The following is a 2960-nucleotide window of genomic DNA, read 5'->3' as shown; positions in this document are numbered from 1 at the left end:
ACACTCCATCTCTATTTAAAGATTAAAGTGTTGCACCCACCAGTTGAACCCACCGCCCGTCATCTCTCAAAACATTACTCGCATAGTTAGGCTTTCGCACCTGCAGCAAAGTTTAGAATTGCCGAATGATTGCAGTATTACCGATCTTAATCCGTCCATTAACTGTTTAAGAACAGCGTAATTAGCCTAACAAATCAGGGTGTTTGTGGTTACTCGGCAAAGTTCTCTTATTGTTCTTAACGATGGCAAAATATACTGCCGTGCGTCCACTGGGCCTATCTCTGATGGAATTTTCGATACCGAGCAGATTTAAGTAAAAATATGAAAATATGGCTATATTATGTGTAAATAATTTTTATAATGTAGCATAAGATTTATTCAGCGCAACTCCTAGAAATCGACATAAATGGTAATTTTTAGATTATATATCAATAATATCAATTAGATAATGTTGATTAGATTAGTAATTAGAAGTCAAGTGCATTTGAAATAAATACTTAATTATACTTGACTCTATTTGATTTAAGTTTATATTATGTTTTGTGGACAAAATTATCATGGGAAAAAACACTAATTAGAGTTGTTTGTTACTGATCGATGCTCAATTTTACTTCTGTAGTTGAAGTAAAAATTGAGGGTAAGATGCATTACAGTTATTCGGGCTCTTCTAGCCGTTATAAGTACAATCCTTATGGCTATTATCCCTACAAATGGACTTCACCTGGCGATGAATGGCGTGATGCCCCATTTAGTCGCTCCACACCATATACAATTGATGCGGGCGAGAGCTTTGTTGGAAGATTGAGCTACCGCGGTGATCGTGATGCTGTGGCAATCGAGCTTGAAGAAGGTAAAGAGTACACAGTCTCCCTAAAAGGAACCGGGTATTACGGTGTTCGCAACACTGTCCTTACGCTTTATGATAGTGATGGTAACCGTATTGCCTTTGATGACGATAGTGGAGAAGGACGTAATTCTGAGATCACGTTTACGGCCACTTCCAGCGGCAAGTTTTATATTGGGGCTTCTTCCTTTGGTAACCGTTATACTGGCAGCTATAAGATTGACGTAATCGAAAATGCCAGTCCAGTAGATCCAGACCCTGTGGACCCAGATCCGGTAGATCCGGACCCTGTGGACCCAGATCCGGTAGATCCGGACCCTGTGGACCCAGATCCTGTAGATCCGGACCCTGTAGACCCGGATCCTGTAGATCCAGATCCGGTAGTTCCCCAGCCAACCTCCGACCCTGAGATCGTTGTGCCTGAAGGGCACTTTACCAATGATCAAATCGCTAACCAGCTCACTGATGTAGCTTGGCGCAGTGGCCGTCGTGCATTTGATGTGGAATCAGGTGGCACGATCACGGTAAACCTAACAAGCTTGAACAGTGATGGTCAGGCTCTCGCGATCAAAGCTCTTGATGCTTGGTCGATGACTACGGGCATCAACTTTGAGCAGGCGAATTCTGGCGCACAAATCACCTTCAGTGATGATAGAAGCGGTGCCTACTCAAGCTCCCGCGCATATGGCGGCACCATTCAGTCATCAATTGTAAACGTAAGCACTTCATGGTTGAAGAACAGTGGAACCAGCCTGGATTCCTATTCATTCCAGACTTACATCCATGAAATCGGCCATGCTCTCGGCCTGGGGCATGCTGGCAACTACAACGGCAGCGCACGCTATGGTGTAGACAACCACTATGCGAACGATTCTTGGCAGGGCACAGTTATGTCCTACTTCTCTCAAAACGAGAACTCTGCTGTGGACGCTAGCTATGCCTATGTCGTTACGCCAATGATTGCTGACATTCTTGCAATGCAGGATCTCTATGGTACCGCTGATAACATTCGCAGTGGTGATACTGTTTATGGCGAAAACTCAACCGCTGGCGGTTACTATGATGATCTGGCGGATCTAAACCGGGTAACCTACACGATCTCTGACAGTGGAGGGCAGGACACTCTTAACTTTAGTTCTGTGCGTGCTGATCAGAAAATCTCGCTGTTGGCAGAAACCTATTCTGATGTGAATGGTTACAAAGGCAATCTAGCCATCATGCGCGATACAGTGATTGAAACTGCCTATGCAGGGTCAGGCAACGACACGCTGATCGGTAACTTTGCCGACAATGCTCTTTATGGCAATGCTGGTCATGATCGTATTGAAGGCGGTTTTGGCAACGACATGCTTTCCGGAGGTTCCGGGAATGACAGGTTTGTATTCGATACCAATTGGGGTGCTGATGAAATCATCGACTTCGAAGATGGCTTTGATCTAATTGAATTCAAAAACAATATCGATAGCTTCAACGACCTGAACATCTCCGGGAAGGATGGTGATACCATCATTTCTTATGAGGGTAGCTCCATCACCCTTTCAGACGTTGCCGTAAGCAACATCACGGCAGATGACTTCATGTTCGCGTGATCACCAACATGGAATAACCCGTGTCTGCGGGTTATTCCAAACCGAAAGCATTTAAACGTTTGGAGCAATCGCATATACAGTTCCCTTTTTGGGGGAATGCCTCAAACTTTTATATGCTCTCCACCACGCAGAGTTTAATCAGAAAGAAGACGCACTTGCAGAAAGATGGGGCTAAACGTAGCGGAGATCATTCATCAACAACATGCAAGGAGTGATTAATCATAAAGTTTAGAACTCAAAGTTGATCTGACTGAAGGTGGTATTGCAGCGTCGCCCTCTGGTTTGATTTTGAAGTTCTGCATGCCAATTCTGGTCAATACCTCCACGCTTAACTCTTGTGCTCTCGTGGTGACAAATCTGGTTCGTCTAGCCCCATTTCGATAATCTGCGCTCTGATCTCATCGGGAATACGGCTCCAGACCTTGGCGGGACGTGAAACTCTGTCCTTCAACGCTTCAACGCTGCCTTCCAGATAGCGATCATACCAAACATAGAACGTTGAGCGTGGAATACCCAGCAGCTCCAAC

General features: G+C 44.9%; 1 protein-coding gene and 1 pseudogene. One reads left to right on the top strand and one right to left on the bottom strand.

Translation table 11 applies throughout. The annotated features are described in order from the left end of the window. The first annotated feature begins 642 nt into the window (after positions 1 to 642). A complete protein-coding gene (locus PsW64_RS10795) occupies positions 643 to 2433 on the top strand; it encodes a M10 family metallopeptidase (protein ID WP_208980726.1) in 1791 nt (596 codons plus the stop codon). A gap of 340 nt (positions 2434 to 2773) precedes the next feature. Here the strand turns inward: PsW64_RS10795 and PsW64_RS10790 are convergent. Next, positions 2774 to 2960: pseudogene (locus PsW64_RS10790) on the bottom strand (helix-turn-helix domain-containing protein); the annotation flags it as partial.

The organism is Pseudovibrio sp. W64 (assembly GCF_001623145.1).
Classification (GTDB): Bacteria; Pseudomonadota; Alphaproteobacteria; order Rhizobiales; family Stappiaceae; genus Pseudovibrio.
Note: the sequence above shows the minus strand (reverse complement) of the source record. Positions and strands in the feature narration are given on the sequence as shown.

Bases quoted from the DNA above. Each gene is read 5' to 3' on its own strand.
- PsW64_RS10795 (WP_208980726.1), top strand. From the start codon at position 643: ATGCATTACAGTTATTCGGGCTCTTCTAGCCGTTATAAGTACAATCCT.